Below are 16,835 nucleotides of genomic sequence, written 5' to 3'. Positions count from 1 at the left end.
ATGAGCGATGCCGCGCCGAAGCGGCGCAACCTCGGCGCCTTCATCGCAGCGCTGCCGCCTTATGTGTGGCTGCTGCTCTTCTTCATGGCGCCGTTCCTGATCATCCTCAAAATCTCGTTCTCCGAGATGGCGATCGCGATCCCGCCCTATACGCCCAACTTCTCTCTGGAAAACGGCGTTGCCGGCCTCTGGGCCAGCTTCCGCGAATTCACCAGCTACAACTACGAATTCCTGACGTCCGACTCGCTTTACGTGAACGCCTACCTGTCGTCGCTCAGGATCGCCGCCATCTCCACGGTGCTGACGCTCCTCGCCGGCTACCCCATCGCCTACGCCATGGCGCGCGCGCCGGAAGGGTGGCGCACCGTCCTCCTTGCGCTGGTGGTGCTGCCGTTCTGGACCTCGTTCCTCATCCGCATCTACGCGTGGATCGGCATCCTCAAGCGCGACGGACTCCTCAACGAGTTCCTGCTGTCGCTGGGCGTGATCGCCGAGCCGCTGACCATCCTCAACACCAACGTCGCGGTCTATATCGGCATCGTCTATGGCTACCTGCCATTCATGATTTTGCCGATCTACGCCTCGCTCCTGCGGCAGGACCGCTCGCTGATCGAGGCCGCGTCCGACCTTGGCAGCCCGCCCTGGCTTGCCTTCTGGCAGATCACCGTGCGCCTTTCGCTGCCGGGCATCTTTGCCGGCTGCCTGCTCGTCTTCATCCCCGCCGTCGGTGAGTTCGTCATCCCGAGCCTTCTCGGCGGTTCCGAGACGCTGATGATCGGGCAAACGCTCTGGGACGAGTTTTTCCTCAACCGGGACTGGCCGCTTTCCAGCGCCGTGGCGGTGATCCTGGTGCTGGTGCTGGTGGTGCCGATCGCGCTCTTCCAGCGCGCCCAGTCAAGGCAAGCGATGTGAAGCGCTTTTCCGCCTTCAACATCGTCTCGCTGACGGTCGGCTTTGCCTTCCTCTACCTGCCGATCGTCATCCTCATCGTCTACAGCTTCAACGCCTCCAGCCTCGTCACGGTGTGGGGCGGGTTCTCTACCAAGTGGTACGTCTCGCTCTTCAACAACGCGCAGTTGCTGGATGCCGCCAAGGTGTCGCTGCTGGTAGGGCTCACCACCGCGACGCTTGCGACCGTGCTCGGCACGCTCGCCGCCGTCGCGCTGGTGCGCGCCACCCGCTTGCCGGGCAAGACTCTTTTTGCCGCTATGGCCTATGCGCCTCTGGTGATGCCGGAAGTCATCACCGGCCTCTCGCTCCTCCTGCTATTCGTCGCCATCGGCTTCGACCGCGGGTTCTGGACGATCACCATTGCCCACACCACGTTCGCGCTCTGCTATGTGGCCGTCGTCGTCCAGTCCCGCCTGATTGCGTTCGACAACAGCCTTGAAGAGGCCGCGCGCGACCTTGGCGCCCCGCCCTGGCTGGCGTTTCTCACGGTGACGCTCCCCAACATCGCCCCTGCGGTGATTGCCGGGTGGCTTCTGGCGTTCACCCTGTCGCTGGACGATCTGGTGATCGCGAGCTTTGTGTCCGGCCCCGGCTCCACAACCTTGCCGATGCGGATCTTCTCGTCCGTGCGCCTTGGCGTGTCGCCGGAGATCAACGCCGCCTGCACCATCCTCATTGCGCTGGTGGCATCCGGCGTGATGGCCGCCACCCTTGCCGGCAAGTGGCACACCGCAAGGCGTGACGCGCGGTGAGCGGGGAAGGGCAGGACCGCGCCTTTCGCGGCGGTCTCTACGGCACGGACGAGGAAAACTGGTTCGCCGGCGCCACCAGCCTGTTCCGCCGCCGTTACAGCGCCGACGCCACAGGCGCGGACGTCGCCGTCCTCGGCATCCCGTTCGATCAGGCCGTCACCAACCGCCCCGGCGCGAGATTCGGCCCCCGCGCGATCCGCGCCGCCTCCACCAATCTTGCGTGGCCCGGCGGCCCGTGGCGCTGGAGCGGCGACCCGTTCGAGACGCTGGCGGTCGTCGACACCGGGGACGTTGCCATCGTCACCGGCCAGCCGCACCGCCTTGCCGAGATCGTGGAGGCCCGCGCTGCCGAGATCCTTGCCACCGGCGCGCGGCTGCTCTCGCTCGGCGGCGACCACTTCGTCAGCTACCCGCTCCTCAAGGCGCATGCGGCGAAGCACGGCCCGCTCGGCCTCATTCAGTTCGATTCCCACTCCGATACCTGGGTGGACGATGGCGACCGGCTCGACCATGGCACCATGTTCCGGCGCGCCATCCGAGAGGGCATCATAGACCCGGCCCGCTCCGCGCAGATCGGCATCCGCTCCGGCAACGCGGATACCCACGGGATGGCGATCATCGACGCTGACCGCGTTGCCGACGAGACCCCCGCAAGCCTTGCCGCCGCCATCACCAAGCGGGCCGGCGAAGGCCCCCTCTACCTCACTTTCGATATCGACTTTCTGGATCCGGCGTATGCGCCCGGCACCGGCACGCCGGTGTGCGGCGGCCCGTCCACCAACAAGGCGGAGCGCATCCTTTGGGCGCTGGCGGGTCTTCCCATTGTCGGCATGGATATTGTGGAGGTGGCGCCCGCCTACGACCATGCGGAGATCACCGCGCTGGCGGCGGCGACCATGGCCATGGCGATGATCGGCCTCTTCGGCGCAGACCGCGCCGGATAGCGGCAACAACCGAGCGGGAGAGACCCATGGCGCCCCCATTTTCCAGAGCCGAATATGCGGCGCGTGAGGCGAAGGTCGCAGCGGCGGTGGAGGCGGCCGAGCTCGATGCGCTTCTCGTCACCGACCCCTCCAGCATGAACTGGCTGACGGGCTACGATGCCTGGTCCTTCTACATGCCGCAAATGGTGGTGTTCCGCCCCGGCGAGCGGCCCCTCTGGCTGGGCCGCATGATGGATTCCGGCGCCACCAGGTTCACCACCTACATCGACGAAGCGGATGTGCGGCCCTACCCGGACACGTTCGTCCACCGGGACGACCGGCACCCCGGTGACCATATGGCCGGTGAGATCGAAAAGCTCGGCCTCGGCACTGCCACAATCGGCTACGAGAGCGACGGCCACCACTTCACGCCGCGGACGCTGGACGCGCTGCGGACCGGCCTGCCGAACGCCCGCTTCACCGATGCCAACCTCGTCGTCAACTGGTGCCGCCTCGTGAAAAGCCCGGCGGAACTCCGGATGATGCGCGAGGCGGCGACCCTTGCCGGCCTTGCCATGCAAGCCGCTTTCGACCATTTGCGCCCCGGCGTGCGGCAAGCCTCGCTGATGGCAGAGGTTGTGGCGGCCCAGCTCAGGGGGACGGCCGAATTCGGCGGCGACCTCACCGCCGTGCATCCGCTGGTGATGCCCGGCGACCGCGGCTCCACCGCGCATCCGCTGTGGGACGACGAGCCGTTCGTCAACGACCGCACCATCGGGTTCGAGCTGGGCGGCTGCCGCAGGCGCTACAATGCCGGCCTTGCCCGCACCGCCCACCTCGGCAAGCCGCCGCAGACCCTGCTCGACACCGCCGCCGCCGTGGAGGAAGGCATGGACGCGGTGCTGGCGAGCCTCAAGGCGGGCGTGATGGCGCAGGACGTCCACGCCGCCTGGCAGCGGGTGCTAGACAAGCACGGCCTCGAAAAGGAAAGCCGCATCGGCTATTCCATCGGCGTCGGCTACGGGCCGGACTGGGGCGAGCGAACCTTGAGCTTCCGGCCCGGCGCCACGGTGACCGTGCCGGAAAACGCCGTGGTCCACATCATCCTCGGCATGTGGATGGCGGACTGGGGCATGGAAATCAGCGAGACCATCCACGTGCGCGAGAATGACGCCATCTGCCTCACCAGCTTTCCGAGAGACGTGCATGTCGTTGAATGACACCGCGCCCACCGACCACGCCGGCATGCAGGCGGAGGCCGCGGCAATTCTGGCCGATCTCGTGGGGTTTCCCACGGTATCCGGCCTCCCCAACGGCAACATTGTCGACTATATCGCCGCCCGGCTGGAGTGCTTCGGCGCAACGACGCTGATCGACCGCCACGCGGACGGCACGCGCGCCAACGTGGTCGCCACCTTCGGCGACGGCCTGTCCGGCGGCGTGGTCCTGTGCGGCCACATGGATGTGGTGCCGGCCGATCCGGCGGGCTGGTGCGCCGATCCGTTCCGGCTGCGGCGCGACGGTGAGCGGTTGATCGGGCGCGGCGCGGTGGACATGAAGGGCTTTCTGGCCATGTGCCTGGCCGCAGCACCGCTGATTGCAGCCGAGGCCGGGCGGCTGAAGCGGCCGATCCACTTCATTTTCACCTTCGACGAGGAGGAGGGCTGCTTCGGCGCGGCGCAAGTGGGGGCATTTCTGGCGGCCAATGGCATTGCACCGGCCGCCGCCATTGTGGGTGAGCCGACGGGGATGGTGCCGGTCAGTGCGCACCGCGCGCTGCTTGAGCTGACCACCACGGTCACCGGGTCCAGCGGGCATGCCTCCAACCCCACGGGCAAGGTGAGCGCGGTTCATGCAGCCTCCCTTCTGATGGCCGAAATCGTCCGCCGTGCCGACGCGCTGTCGCAAAGCCCGCACGCGCAAACGCCGTTTCTGCCGCCCTACGCCACCATCAATATCGGGCGGGTTGCCGGCGGCGAGGCGCGCAACGCCATCGCCAACATCTGCCATTTTGACTGGGAGGTCCGCCCGCTGCCTTACGAGGACGGCGATGCGATCTTTGCCGGCATCGAGAGCCATGCCGCGGCGCTTGCGCAGCGCCTTCACGCGCGGGACCGTGAGGCCAGCATCAAGACCGAGGTGATTGCGCGCTGTCTCGGCCTCGCGCCGCACGCGAACTGCCGGGCTGCCGATCTTGTCCGGCGGTTGTGGACCGATGAGGCGCCCGGCGTCGTCTCCTTCGGCACCGATGCCGGCTACCTGCAGGCCGCCGGGATCGACACCGTGGTGTTCGGCCCCGGCGAGTTCGCCGCCATGCACCAGCCAGAAGAGTGGATCACCGACGGCCAGATTGCCGCCGGCCTCACGTTCATCGCACGGGTCGTGGACGATTGCTGCCGCTGAACCGTCAGACGGTGGTTGTCGCCTCTTCGAAGGGGATGCGCGGCAGGCGGCGGAACAGCTTGTCTTCGTCCGCATAGCCGAGGTTGATGATGAAGTTGGTCTTGATCGCCGTGCCGGCGAAGAAGGCCGCATCGACCCCGCCCTTGTCGAAGCCGGACATCGGGCCGACGTCCAGACCCACCGCGCGCGCTGCAATCATCAGGTAGGCGGCCTGCAGCGTGCCGTTGCGAAAGCCGTGATCCTCGATCATGGCGTCGTTGCCCTCGTACATCTGCTTCGCCTTCGGCACGGGCGGGAACAGCTCGGGCAGCTTTTCGTAAAAGTTCGTGTCGTAGCCGACGATGGCGACCACGGGGGCTGACATCGTCTTGGCGCGGTTGCCCTCCATCATCAGCGGCTCCAGCTTCGCCTTGGCTTCGGCCGAGCGGATGAACAGGATGCGCATGGGCTGCTGGTTCATGGAGGTGGGACCCATCTTCGCGATGTCGTACATTTCGCGAAGGGTCTCGTCTGCGACCGGGCGGTCCTGCCAGCCATAGTGCGTGCGGGCTTCGGTGAGGAGGAGGTCGAGCGTGTCGGGGTCGGCGCGCGTGATCTTCTTGCGCGTTGCGCGCACGGCGGCACGGGCTTCGGCGTCAAGCCGCTCGGTGTCTTTTGTCTCGGTGCTCAAAGTACGGGTCCATTCGGTTTTTGCGCCGGTTCAGGCAAAGTGAGGCGCAGAACGCCAGGCGACTGTTGGGGGAGAGATTGCGTGTAGTGCCACGCGTTTCAAGGCTTTGTTGGTGCCAGATTGAAATTCATGCCGAAGTGCCTTGAAAAAGGGCGCCGCGCGGGGTTCCTGAGCGGATCGCCCCTTGCCTCCCCCGGACGGCTCAAGAAAGAATGGTCGCCATGACAAATCCCGCCATCATCTGCTGCGCCATCACCGGTTCCTTGCCCACCAAGGAAAACAACCCGGCCGTTCCCATCACGATCTCCGAGCAGATCGAGTCCACGCACGAGGCGTTCGAGGCGGGGGCGACCATCGCCCACTGCCACGTGCGCGACGACGAGGGAAAGCCGACCTCCGACCCCGAGCGCTTCGCCCGCCTGAAAGAGGGGCTGGAGAAACATTGCAAGGGGCTTATCGTGCAGCTCTCAACCGGCGGCCGCTCCGGCACCGGACGCGAGCGCGGCGGGATGCTGCCGCTGTCGCCGGACATGGCGTCGCTGACGGTGGGGTCCAACAATTTCCCGACCCGCGTCTACGAAAACAGCCCCGAGCTGGTGGACTGGCTGGCAGCTGAAATGCTGACCCACGACGTGAAGCCGGAGATCGAGGCGTTCGACCTGTCGCACATCTTCCAGGCGGCGAAGATGGTGGAGGACGGACGGCTGAAAAGCCCGCTCCACGTCCAGTTCGTGCTGGGCGTGAAGAACGCGATGCCGGTGGACCGGGAGGCGTTCGAATTCTTCATCCGCACCACCAAGCGGCTGATGCCGGAGGCGACGTGGTGTGCGGCGGGGATCGGCCGCAACCAGATCATCGTCAACGAATGGTGCGCCGAGCTTGGCGGCCACTGCCGCACCGGCATGGAAGACAACGTGCGCGTCGACCGCAACACGCTGGCGGCCTCCAACGCCGCGCTGGTGGAGCTGTGCAAGGAAAAGCTCGCCAAGTATGGCCGCCGTCCCGCGACGGTGGAAGAGGCGCGCGCGACCCTCGGCCTCACGCGCCACTAGGCGTCAGCCGGTGGGCGCGTCCTCGGCGATCAGCCCGTCGCGCTTGAGGTCGGCCCACAGCTCGGGCGGGATCGGCATCGACACGTTGCGCACGTTGGCCTCGATGTGCGCGGCGACATTGGCACCCGGAATGACCGACGTGACCGCCGGGTGCAGCAGCGGGAATTGCAGCGCCGCCGCTGTCAGCGGCACATCGTACCGCTTGCACACCGCCTCGATGGCGAGCGCCTTCTTCACGATTGGCTCGGGCGCCGGCTCGTAGGCGTAGCGCACGCCGGGGGCGGACGGGTTGGAGAGGATGCCGGACGCCAGTGGCGCGCCGATCACCACCTTGATGCCCCGCTCCACGCACCGCGCCATCGGCCCGTGCAGCGACCCCTGGTCGAGCAGCGTGTAGGGCATCGCGACGATGAAATAGTCCACCGGGATCTCGTCCGAAAAGCGCTCGAACTCCACCGTGCGGTTGACGCCCATGCCGATGGCGCTGATCACCCCGGTGGCCTTCAGCTCCTGAAGATGGGGAAAGCCGGAGCGCATCAGCTCGTCGACGTGGCCTTCCATGGCGTCGCCGTGGTGGGGCGCGTCGAGGTCGTGGATCACCAGCATGTCGATCACCGGCGTGCCGAGACGCAGCTGGCTCTGGGCGATGGAGGCGGAAAAACCGTCGGCCGTATAGTCGAAGTGGCGGGCGAAGTTGAGGCCGCCCTTCCAGGTGATGCGCACGTCCTCGCCCCGCGGCGCGGGCGTGTAGACGCGGCCGACCTTGGTGGAAATCAGCGCATCGGCGCGGTCGTGCTGGCGCAGGAGCGCGCCGAGGCGGTGCTCGCTGATGCCGTGGCCGTACCACGGTGCGGTGTCGTAGAAGCGCACGCCCGCGGCCCACGCCGCGTTGAGGAGGGCGAAAGCGTCCACCTCGGGGATGGGGTCGAACAGGTCACCGAGGGGGGCGCAGCCGAGGCCGAGCTTGGGCCAGTCCTCGGGGAATTTTGGCGCGGGCGGGGCGGTGACGTCGGGATATTGGGGCATTTGAGGCACCTTCAGTACATCAGGAAGCCGCCGCTGACGTTGAGCGTCGCGCCGGTAATGTAGGCCGCCATGTTGGAGGCGAGGAAGACGGTGGCGCCGGCATGGTCCGCCGGCTGCCCGAGCCGCTTCATGGGGATGGAATCGATCAGCGCCTGCACGGACTCGGGCGGCGTCTCGGGCGTCACCAGCATTGGCGTTTCGACGAGGCCGGGCGCCACGGCGTTGACGCGGATGGAGTGCGGCGCCCACGAGCGCGCCATGCCGCGGGTGATGGTGGTCACGCCGCCCTTCGACGCATTGTAGACCACCGAGCCGCCGAACCCGCCCGACATCCACCCCTGCGAGGTATAGTGGATGATCGACCCGCCGCGCTTCTCCTCCACCATCCGCCGGGCCACGGCCTGGCTGAGGAAGAACAGGGCCTTGAGGTTGATGTCGTGCTGCGCGTCCCAGTCCGCCTCGGTGACGGTGAAGAGGTTGTCCGTCCGCTTGATGATGCCGGCAATGTTGACCAGCACGTCCACCGGCCCCAGCGTCTCGGAAATGCGGCCGACCAGCGGGTCTAGGCTCGGGATATCGCGGAGGTCGGCGGCAAAGCCCGCGTGTTCGGGGCCGAGTTCGGCGGCGACGGCGGCGGTGCGCTCTGCGGCAATGTCCACCACCGCGACCCTTGCGCCGGCTTCGGCAAAGCCCTCCGCCACGGCGCGGCCGATGGCGCCGGCCCCGCCGGTGACGATGACGGTGCGGCCTTCGAGACCGAGATCCAGAAGTCCCATTATCGATCAAGCCGCATGTGGGTGACGAGCTCCTCGTTGACGATGATGCCGAGCCCCGGCCCGGCGGGTTTGTTGACGAAACCGCCCTGGTTCCACAGCGGCACGTCCACCAAGTCGCGCTGGGCGGGGCCGTAGACGGGCTGAATTTCCAGCTCGCGGCTGGCGGGGGCGGCGAAGGCGAGCGCGGCACTGGCGGCGCCCACGATGGCGGTGGAGAAATTGTGCGCGTTGGCCTGCCGGCGGTGGAGCCAGCAGATTTCCGCCGCCTTCATGAACCCGGTGATGCCCTCGATGCGGCCGGGGTCCAGCCCCACCACGTCCACCGTGCCGGTTTCCACGATGGTCTGCACCCCGCGCGGGGTGGACTCGCGCTCGCCATAACCGAGCCGCAGCGACGTGGCGGCGCGCAGGGCGCGGTAGCCTGCGGGGTCGTCGTGGCCGAGGGGTTCCTCCAGCCAGTGGATGCGGTAGGGCTCGAAGGCGCGGGCTCTGGCGATGGCGGTCGGCACGTCCCAGAAATTCTTCACGCCGAGGTCGATCATCAGGCGCTTGTCGCCGATGGCCTCGCGCACCGCCTTCACGAACGCCACGTCACGGTCATGGTCGAAGCCGAGGTTCGCGTCGCCGCGCTTGCCGAAGCCGACCTTGATGCCGTGCATCCCGCCCGCAAGATGCTCTGCGATCTCGTCTGCCATCTTGTCGATGCTGGCATGGGTGGCGTGGATCGACGCGACGGCCTCCACTTGCTCGTGGGCCGCACCGCCCAGAAGGTCGAGTACGCTGCGCCCGAGCTCTTTGCCCTTGAGGTCCCACAGCGCGATGTCGATCCCGGCAATCGCCATCGAGGCGATCCCCGCGCCGGTCCCGTACCACCAGGTCTGCTCGCGCATGAGATGCCACAGGCGATGGGTCTCCACCGGGTCGGCGCCGGTGATGAGGGTGCCGAGGGCTTCCACCAAGGGCACCGCCGCGCGAGTGGCTTCGGGGAAGTAGGTGGCGCATTCGCCCCAGCCGGTGCGGCCGTCCTCGTCGGTGATGCGGACGAGGCAGACCGAGCGGTGGCGGTTGTGGTCGTTCGGTTCGGGGTAGGCGATGGGGATCGCTTCGACCGAGCGGACCTTGCTCATGATTGCGGCGGCAGTCCGCAGGCGGCGCGCAGCTCGGGGTCGCGGACGTCCACCTCCTCGCCGCAGTAGCCGTCGGCGGCCGGGGTGCAGAGCCATGCGATGGCTTGCGCCGGTTCGGCGGCGGGGGCGAGCTCTTCGCGCTTCAGCTTGGACACGGGATTGATGCCGGAGGCGCGGATCGAAACCTGCATGTCGGTGTCGACCACGCCGGGCGCGAAGCCGAAGATGCGGATGCCCTTGTCGCCGAACTCCAGATGGACGGAGCGCGTCAGCATCGCGAGACCCGCCTTGCCGGCGCAGTAGGCGCTCCAGCCTTCCATCGCATTGCGCGCGGCGCCCGACGAAAGGTTGACCACCGTGCCGCCGCCGCGCGCCAGCATCGGCGGCAGCGCCTGCTGGATGGCGTGGAATGCGCCCACAAGGTTGGTCTCGATATTGGCCGCCCAGTCCGCGATGGCAACGTCGCCGATGCGCCCGATGGGGCCGACGACCCCGGCGTTGTTGACCAGAATGTCGAATCCCTTGCCGCAGAGCGCCGAGACGGCGGCGCGGTCGGTGGCGTCCACCACCTCGCCCAAGACGCGGTCGCGAACGTCGGAGAGCGCGGCCATCGCCTCGTCCACCTTTTCGGCGGAGCGGGCGGTGAAGGTGACGCTTGCGCCGGCGGCGGCGAGTGCGCGCACGGCTTCGAGGCCGATGCCGCGGTTGCCGCCGGTGACAAGGGCGGTGCGGGTGGAAAGATCGGTCATTTGTTGAGGCTCCACTGCTTGGGCAGGAGGAAGGGGAAGTCCGTCGCGGGGTCGATGTCGACCTCCATGATCGGCCCCATCCATTCGCCCCATTTGGCGTTGGTCTCGCTTTTCGCCAGATACGCCTGCATGGCGATGAGGTCATCCGTTTCGAAATAGCCGAACAGCGTCAGCCCGTGGCGGAAGATGGTGTAGGTGGTGATGCCGGACGCACGCAGCGCCTCGTCCATCTCGGGCCACAGCTCGTCGTGCCGTCGCCTGTATTCGTCCTCGTAGCCGGGACGCACTTTCAGAACCCATGCATAGGGCGCCATGGTCAGCTCTCCGCCAGATAATCGTGAAGGATGGTGCCGGGCACCAGGGTGAACCCGGCGGACCAGAAATAGCCGTCCAGCATCTCCACCACCGGCAGGCGGTGGACCGGCGCCTGCGCGTTCGGCCGCAGCTCCACCGTGGAGGGGCCGCGCCAGCATTCGCTCACCGCAACGTCGGCAAGGCTGCGCGAGGTGAGCTGGCGGATTGCGGGCCGCCCGTCGATATGGTCGACGGCTTTCAGGTTGAAGTTGGTGGCGAACGGGAAGATCGCCGAGAGGTCCGCAATGTCCGCGGGGGTCTGCTTGTAGGCCATGGTGCCGGTGACAATTTCGATGCCGTTGCGCTCAAGCGTCGCGACGATGAGGTCGCCGCGAAAGTCGACGCGCGGGTCGGCGAGCTTTTTCGGCTGGCCGTGGACCTCGCGGCCATGGGCAACGCCAACGTCCGACGACAGGAACAGGTAGGGCGAATAGGAGCCTGCCGGGCCGCCGGGAAGCGTGGCGCCGAACATCACGTTGACCTCGGTGTAGGGGCCCAGCCAGTCGGTGTCGTTCATCTCGTAGAAGTGGATCATCACTTCGGAGCCGGTGGGCTCCAGCGGTTCGGGCAGGAGGCGGCGCATGGCGTCCATGGTGCTGCGGTAGACCAGCGTGACGATCCGGCAGTCGCGGAATTTGAACGGGAAGGGCGGGATGGTGGGCGCATCAAGCGGCGTCGAGAAGCCCGGCGCCCTTATGTGCGCGGTGGTGTTGCGCTGCCAGGTGGGGCGGTCGGTCATACCGCCTCCGTCCGGCCGGAGAGGGCCGAGCGGTACATGGCGTCCAGTACCTCAACGGCGCGCTGGCCGACGAGGCCCGGCGCCTCGCTGGTGGCGGTGTGCCCCAGCGCGATTTCCACCAGCCGTTCGGTGGGCTCGGTGCACGCGTAGGCGCCCGCGCCGGGGGCAATGTCCATCACCGTGTCGCGGCCATCGTCGCGGTGGAGGGCCATGCGCTCGCGCTCCACGTCGAGGAGGAGCATCCCTTCGGTGCCGAAGATGCGGAGGTCGAGCTGGTAGCCGCACTGCTTGGGCACGGTGGCAGCGCCCGAAATGCTGACGGTGGCGCGGTTCTCGCAGCGCAGGATTGCCGCATCGTAGAAGTCGACCCCGGCCGGGGAGTGGCCTGCCATGGCGGCAACTTCGACCGGGGTGAGGCGGGTAACGGCGAACAGAAGCCCCAGCGCGTGCGAAAGCTGGCCCCAGCCGTAGCCGCCGGCCTTGTCCGGGTCGGCCCAGGTGGAGGGCGGCGGGCGGAACATGTGGCCCTCGGTTTCCACCAGCCCCTCGCCGGCGAAGAGGTCGCGCGTGGGGGAGGCCATCTGGACCGCCACATGGCGGATCTCGCCGACGCCGCCTTCTTCCACCAGTGCCATCGCGCGGCGGGTGAAATCCTTGAAGTTCCAGCCGTAGGGGATGATTATCTGGCGCTGCATTTCCGCCGCCAGCGCGACGAGGGTGCGCGCGTCGTCGGCGGATGTTGTCATCGGTTTGTCCACCAGCACATGGCAGCCGGCGGTGAGCGCGTCTTTCGCATGGCTGAAGTGCAGCGGGTGGGGCGAGGTGATGACCACCGCATCCAGCGTCTCGGTGGCCAGCATTGCGGCATGGTCGGTGTAGGCGCGCGGCACGTCGAACCTGGCGCGCACCTCTTCCAGCTCCGCCTCGCCGAGCCGGTTCACCGCGACAATTTCGGCGCGGGGGTTTGCGGTCAGCGCAGGGAGGTAGGTTTCGCAGGCCCACCAGCCTGCGCCGATCACGCCGATCCTTGCTCGTTCGTCAGACACCGACAGTCTCCCTGTAGCCCTTGCGCACGTTGATCATGTGCTGGCGCATTGCAGCACCGGCGGCGTCAGCATTGCGGCTCGCGAGAGCGGCCATGATCGTCTTGTGGTCCGCGATGGACTGGTGGCGCACCATGTCGTGCTGGAGGAAGCTGCGACGGGAGGTTTCGCCCAGCACCTGCATCAGCTTGCCGATCCGCGCCAGGAACAGGTTGCCGCTGGCCGCGACGATGGTCTTGTGAAATTCGGCGTCGGTGTCGAAGAACAGCTCGGCATCGCCGGGGGCGGCCACCTGCGCATCCACCAGCGCGGCGAGGCCCGTCAGTTCCGCATCTGTCAGGCGCGGGGTGGCGAGGACCGCAATTGTCGGCTCGAAGTGGATGCGCGCGTCAAACAGCTCGGCGATGTTTTCGGGACCGAGCGACATGAAAAAGTCGAGCGGGTTGAGGAGGTCCGCGCTGTCGAGCGCCGAGACGAACACGCCGCCGCCATGGTTGATTTCCAGAACGCCGAGGATGGAAAGCGCCCGCAGCGCCTCGCGCACCGTGGGCCGGCTCACGGAAAAGTCTGCGGCCAGCAGGCGCTCGGGCGGCAGGCGGTCTCCGGGGTTGAGGCGGCCGGAGCGGATGAGGCTGAGGATGTGCTGGACAACCTGCTCGGAGATGGCCTTGCGGCCGCCGGTCTCGGGCGGGCTTGCCAGCGGGGGCAGTTCGGTCATGGCTCGGTTCGCTCGCGGGGAAAGAGGCTGCCGAACCAGCGCTGGATGTTGGGCACCAGCACCGAGAGGATGAGGAGGACGCCCAGAACGCCGGTCTGGATATGCCCGGTGATGTTGACCAGCGCCATCCCGTTGCGAAGGTTGAGAACGATGAGGATGGACAGAACAGTGCCGACAATGGTGCCCGTCCCGCCAAAAATGCTGACACCGCCCAGAAGCACGATGGTGATGATGTCAAGCTCGAAGCCCAGCGCAACGTCGCCCCGCACCGCGCCGACGCGGGCGGCAAACAGCAGCCCCGCCAGCGCTGATACCAGGCCCGACGCCACGAACACGGTCGCCTTGATGCGTTTGACGTCCACGCCGGAATAGGCCGCCACATCGGCGTTGGAGCCGATGAAGTAGAGCTTGCGGCCGAACGCCGAGCGCTGGAGGACGACGAACAGGAACACCGCCAGCGCGAAGAACAGAAGCATGGCGAAAGGGAGCGGACCGAGAAGGCCGTTCTGGCCAAGGGCGTCAAACCAGTCCGGAAAGTCGCCGATGCCGCGGTCTTCCACCAGCACGCGCGCAAAACCCCTGAACGCGATGAGGGTCGCCAGCGTCACCACCAGCGACGGGATGCCGGCCACTGTCACGAAGAACGCGTTGAAGGCGCCGCAGAAAACGCCGAGTGCCAGCACCAGTGCGACTGCGACCGAGGCGGGCACGCCGATCTGAAAGAGAAAGCCGAACGCGCACGCCGACAGGCCCATGATCGAGGCGACCGACAGGTCGATCTCGCCGTTGATGATCACCAGCGTCATGATCAGAGCAACAATGACCTTTTCGATGGAGAGCTGGAACAGGTTGATCTGGTTGGACAGGGTGAGGAAGAACGGCGAGGCGAACGCGTTCAGCGTGATGAGCGCCACCAGAACCAGAAGCAGGAACCCTTCCCAGGACACCAGCGCACGGCGGATTGCGGCGACACTCATGGCGCGTCCTTCGCGGCATTTGTTGCAGGCGGTGGCGTTGTTGAAGGTGGCGGCAACGCAGTTTTCGGCCGTGCCAGAAGGCGCTTGGTCAGCAAGGTGTTGAGCGCGACGGCGAGGAGGATGAGAAGCCCCAGCACCGCATCGCGCCAGAATTCGGAGACCAGCTCCCACCGCACCAGCGACGTGTCGAGCAGGTTGATGAGCGTGGCGCCGATCAGAACGCCGATCACCGTGCCGGACCCGCCGAAGATGTTGACCCCGCCAACCACCACCGCCCCCACCGCAGACAGTTCCAGCCCCAGCCCCGCCACCACGGTGATGTTGCCGAAGCGCGAGAGGAACAGGAATGCTGCAAGGCCGGACAGCGCGCCGGAAATCAGAAAGGCGCGCATCACGGTTCCGGCAACGTCGATCCCGGCAAATTGGGCCGCATCCGGATTGGAGCCGACAGCATAAAAGCGGCGGCCGGCGCGAAAGCGCGTGAGGAAGATGTGTGCGACGATCACCACGGCGAGTGCGATCACCACCAGCCAGCGGAAGCGCAGACCGCCGATCTCGAAGGCGTCGATCCGTGCAAATTCCACCAGCCACGGGGGCAGCGAGCCGGTGGTGATGGACGACCCGTCGGAAAACTCCACCAGAAGCGAGCGGAAGATCGCAAGCGTTGCCAGTGTCACGATGATGGAGGGGAGCTTGAACCGGGCGACCAGAAAGCCGTTCACCAGGCCGAATGCCATGCCGAACGCCATGGCAATGAGCGGCACCAGCGGCGCCGGAATGCCGGGGTAGGCCGCCACCAGTCCACCCAGAAAATACGCGACGCAGCCCACGATGGAGCCGACCGAAAGGTCGATGTTGCGCGTCAGCACCACAAAGGCCTGACCCACCGCAATGACGGCGATGATGGCAACCGAGGTGGAGATGCGGTTGAACAGCCGTGCATTGAAATAATTGTCGATCTGCGAGGCGAAGAAGGCGACCACCGCCGCCAGCACCAGGAGGAGGGCAAGGACGCGCACGGTGTCGGGCCCGAGGCGGGCAATCAGGGTCTTCACGCGGCGGCCTTTCCGTCGGCGCCAACGGCCATGCGCATCACGGTTTCGTCGCTCGCCTCGCTGCCGGCAAAGCTGCCGACGAGCCGGCCCTCGCGCATCACGAGCACCCGGTCGGCCAGCGAAAGCACCTCCGGCAGGTCCGACGAGATGATGACGATGGCAACGCCCTCTGCGGCCAGCTGGCGGATGATGCGGTGAACTTCGGCCTTGGCGCCAATGTCGATGCCGCGGGTGGGTTCATCGACAATGAGGATGCGCGGTCCGGTGTTGAGCCATTTGGCGAGCATCACCTTTTGCTGGTTGCCGCCCGAAAGGGTGCCCACCGCAATGCCAAGGTTGCGCGCCTTGATGGACAGCCGGTCGCGGAACCTGGCTGCGTCATCCATCTCGCGCCGCGCATCGATGAGGCCGAGGCGGCTGGCGTAGTCGTCGAGCCGGGCCAGCGTGATGTTGGAGGCGACGGACTTTGCCATGGCGATGCCCAGCTTCCGGCGGTCCTCGGAAACATACGCGATGCCCAGCGCCTTCGCCTCGCGTGGTGAGCGGATGGTTGCCGGCGTGCCGTCCACGGTGATGGTGCCGCTGTCGGCCGGCGCAATGCCGAAGAGGGCAAGGGCAACATCCGTCCGCCCGGCGCCGACGAGGCCGGAGAAGCAGACGATCTCGCCCCGTTCCACCGTGAATGAGACGCCGGCGAAGATGCCCGCCCGGCCGAGCCCCTCCACCTGAAGCGCGACCTTGCCGGTGGCGGCGGAAGGAGCACGCGCAAAGGCGTCCACCATGTCGCGGCCGACCATTTCGGCCACCATCGACTGGCGCGTCACCGCGGCGACGGGGTTGGTGGAAATGTGTTTGCCGTCGCGCATCACGGTCACGGTGTCGGCAATGGCGAAGATCTCCTCCAGCCGGTGCGAGATGTAGAGGACGGCGACGCCGGCATCGCGCAGCGCACGGGCGATGCCGAAGAGGCGCTGCACCTCGTGCTCGGACAGGGAGGCGCTGGGCTCGTCCATCACGAGGACGCGCACGTCGAGCGAGATGGCGCGGGCGATTTCCACGGTCTGCTGTTCGGCCAGCGACAGGCCGGAGGCGAGGCGGCGCGGGTCGAGCGCGACGCCGAGCCGCGCGATGACGGCTTCCGCCTCGCGGTAGAGCGCACCCCAGCGCACGAAAGACGGGCGGTTGTGGTGGCTGGTGAAGATGTTCTCCGCAACGTCGAGGTCCGGAAACACCATCGGTTCCTGATAGATCGCGGCAACGCCAGCCGCCTGCGCCTCCTGCGTGGAGCGGAAGGTGACCGGCTTGCCGTCCACCAGCATCTCGCCGGAGGAGGGCGCCTGAAAGCCGGTCATGATCTTGATGAGGGTCGACTTGCCGGCGCCGTTCTCGCCCACCAGCGCGTGGATGGTGCCGGGCTCCAGCGTGATCGAGAAATCGTCGAGCGCCCGCGTGGAGCCGAACGACTTCGACACGCCGCGCATCTGAAGAACAGGGGCCGTCATGGCGCCTCGATGGGATTG

General features: G+C 67.1%; 18 protein-coding genes. 6 read left to right on the top strand and 12 right to left on the bottom strand.

The window, feature by feature from the left end; translation table 11 throughout:
• The 5 genes from RDV64_RS04155 to argE are packed head-to-tail and all read left to right on the top strand — an operon-like array spanning window position 1 to window position 5,029.
• On the top strand, window positions 1–912 hold the full coding sequence (locus tag RDV64_RS04155) for an ABC transporter permease subunit (RefSeq protein WP_309198020.1): 912 nt from the start codon (window positions 1–3) through the stop codon (window positions 910–912).
• Window positions 909–1,703: an ABC transporter permease subunit gene (locus RDV64_RS04150; protein WP_309198019.1), complete on the top strand. Its 795-nt coding sequence runs from the start codon at window positions 909–911 to the stop codon at window positions 1,701–1,703. Before RDV64_RS04155 ends, RDV64_RS04150 begins: the two co-directional genes overlap by 4 nt.
• A complete protein-coding gene (gene speB, locus RDV64_RS04145) occupies window positions 1,700–2,647 on the top strand; it encodes an agmatinase (RefSeq protein WP_309198018.1) in 948 nt (315 codons plus the stop codon). The genes RDV64_RS04150 and speB overlap by 4 nt, the downstream gene beginning before the upstream one ends.
• 26 nt (window positions 2,648–2,673) lie before the next feature.
• The gene (locus tag RDV64_RS04140) at window positions 2,674–3,846 is read left to right on the top strand and encodes a Xaa-Pro peptidase family protein (RefSeq protein ID WP_309198017.1); all 1,173 of its coding nucleotides are present in this window, start codon (window positions 2,674–2,676) and stop codon (window positions 3,844–3,846) included.
• A complete protein-coding gene (gene argE, locus RDV64_RS04135; protein WP_309198016.1) occupies window positions 3,833–5,029 on the top strand; it encodes an acetylornithine deacetylase in 1,197 nt (398 codons plus the stop codon). The genes RDV64_RS04140 and argE overlap by 14 nt, the downstream gene beginning before the upstream one ends.
• 4 nt (window positions 5,030–5,033) lie before the next feature.
• Here the strand turns inward: argE and RDV64_RS04130 are convergent, their stop codons facing one another.
• The gene (locus tag RDV64_RS04130; RefSeq protein ID WP_309199426.1) at window positions 5,034–5,624 is read right to left on the bottom strand and encodes a malonic semialdehyde reductase; all 591 of its coding nucleotides are present in this window, start codon (window positions 5,622–5,624) and stop codon (window positions 5,034–5,036) included.
• Window positions 5,625–5,920: 296 nt separating this feature from the next.
• On the opposite strand from RDV64_RS04130, the gene RDV64_RS04125 reads away from it, so the two are divergent.
• Window positions 5,921–6,751 (top strand): 3-keto-5-aminohexanoate cleavage protein, encoded by an 831-nt coding sequence (locus tag RDV64_RS04125; RefSeq protein ID WP_309198015.1) that lies wholly within the window; start codon window positions 5,921–5,923, stop codon window positions 6,749–6,751.
• A gap of 3 nt (window positions 6,752–6,754) precedes the next feature.
• On the opposite strand, the gene RDV64_RS04120 is transcribed toward RDV64_RS04125, so the two are convergent.
• The 11 genes from RDV64_RS04120 to RDV64_RS04070 are packed head-to-tail and all read right to left on the bottom strand — an operon-like array spanning window position 6,755 to window position 16,817.
• On the bottom strand, window positions 6,755–7,777 hold the full coding sequence (locus RDV64_RS04120) for an aldo/keto reductase (RefSeq protein WP_309198014.1): 1,023 nt from the start codon (window positions 7,775–7,777) through the stop codon (window positions 6,755–6,757).
• A gap of 11 nt (window positions 7,778–7,788) precedes the next feature.
• On the bottom strand, window positions 7,789–8,553 hold the full coding sequence (locus RDV64_RS04115) for an SDR family oxidoreductase (protein WP_309198013.1): 765 nt from the start codon (window positions 8,551–8,553) through the stop codon (window positions 7,789–7,791).
• Complete coding sequence (locus RDV64_RS04110; protein WP_309198012.1) at window positions 8,553–9,680, bottom strand: mandelate racemase/muconate lactonizing enzyme family protein; 1,128 nt, start codon at window positions 9,678–9,680, stop codon at window positions 8,553–8,555. The genes RDV64_RS04115 and RDV64_RS04110 overlap by 1 nt, the downstream gene beginning before the upstream one ends.
• Complete coding sequence (locus RDV64_RS04105) at window positions 9,677–10,429, bottom strand: SDR family NAD(P)-dependent oxidoreductase (RefSeq protein WP_309198011.1); 753 nt, start codon at window positions 10,427–10,429, stop codon at window positions 9,677–9,679. Before RDV64_RS04105 ends, RDV64_RS04110 begins: the two co-directional genes overlap by 4 nt.
• Entirely contained in the window at window positions 10,426–10,743 is a 318-nt protein-coding gene (locus RDV64_RS04100) for an L-rhamnose mutarotase (RefSeq protein ID WP_309198010.1), read from the bottom strand. Before RDV64_RS04100 ends, RDV64_RS04105 begins: the two co-directional genes overlap by 4 nt.
• A 2-nt stretch (window positions 10,744–10,745) precedes the next feature.
• The gene (locus tag RDV64_RS04095; protein WP_309198009.1) at window positions 10,746–11,522 is read right to left on the bottom strand and encodes an acetoacetate decarboxylase; all 777 of its coding nucleotides are present in this window, start codon (window positions 11,520–11,522) and stop codon (window positions 10,746–10,748) included.
• A complete protein-coding gene (locus RDV64_RS04090; RefSeq protein ID WP_309198008.1) occupies window positions 11,519–12,568 on the bottom strand; it encodes a Gfo/Idh/MocA family oxidoreductase in 1,050 nt (349 codons plus the stop codon). The genes RDV64_RS04095 and RDV64_RS04090 overlap by 4 nt, the downstream gene beginning before the upstream one ends.
• On the bottom strand, window positions 12,561–13,283 hold the full coding sequence (locus RDV64_RS04085; protein ID WP_309198007.1) for a FadR/GntR family transcriptional regulator: 723 nt from the start codon (window positions 13,281–13,283) through the stop codon (window positions 12,561–12,563). The genes RDV64_RS04090 and RDV64_RS04085 overlap by 8 nt, the downstream gene beginning before the upstream one ends.
• The gene (locus RDV64_RS04080; protein ID WP_309198006.1) at window positions 13,280–14,260 is read right to left on the bottom strand and encodes an ABC transporter permease; all 981 of its coding nucleotides are present in this window, start codon (window positions 14,258–14,260) and stop codon (window positions 13,280–13,282) included. The genes RDV64_RS04085 and RDV64_RS04080 overlap by 4 nt, the downstream gene beginning before the upstream one ends.
• Window positions 14,257–15,315, bottom strand: coding sequence for an ABC transporter permease (locus RDV64_RS04075; protein ID WP_309198005.1), 1,059 nt, complete (start codon window positions 15,313–15,315; stop codon window positions 14,257–14,259). Before RDV64_RS04075 ends, RDV64_RS04080 begins: the two co-directional genes overlap by 4 nt.
• Entirely contained in the window at window positions 15,312–16,817 is a 1,506-nt protein-coding gene (locus RDV64_RS04070; RefSeq protein WP_309198004.1) for a sugar ABC transporter ATP-binding protein, read from the bottom strand. The genes RDV64_RS04075 and RDV64_RS04070 overlap by 4 nt, the downstream gene beginning before the upstream one ends.
• Between the last annotated feature and the right edge of the window lie 18 nt (window positions 16,818–16,835).

Source organism: Acuticoccus sp. MNP-M23, from assembly GCF_031195445.1.
Classification (GTDB): Bacteria; Pseudomonadota; Alphaproteobacteria; order Rhizobiales; family Amorphaceae; genus Acuticoccus.
The sequence above is the reverse complement of the archived record's forward strand: the minus strand, read 5'-3'. Positions and strand labels throughout refer to the sequence as shown.